Genomic DNA, 229 nt, shown 5'->3' on the forward strand with positions numbered 1-229 from the left:
TTGGGCATAAAGATGAACACCAAAACCGTCAGCCCCCACCATCCCTATCATCGGGGCCGCCAATGCCGTAGCTACCCCTAACATCATAAACGGGTTATTGTCAGCCAGACGCGCCACATGTTCACGCCAGCTTTCCGTGGTACCTGAAACGGTGTAAGCATTTGCCGCGGCACTGCCTCCGTTAAACAACACCGGTTGTTCAGGCACGCCAATGACTGAACCGTCCGGC

Annotated in this window: 1 protein-coding gene; it reads right to left on the reverse strand. The window is 55.5% G+C overall.

The window, feature by feature from the left end; translation table 11 throughout:
- On the reverse strand, positions 1-229 hold a 229-nt coding region (locus tag AAC854_RS23705), incomplete at both ends, for a DUF927 domain-containing protein (RefSeq protein ID WP_340619197.1).

The organism is Xenorhabdus entomophaga (genome assembly GCF_037996725.1).
GTDB classification, from domain to species: Bacteria; Pseudomonadota; Gammaproteobacteria; order Enterobacterales; family Enterobacteriaceae; genus Xenorhabdus; species Xenorhabdus khoisanae.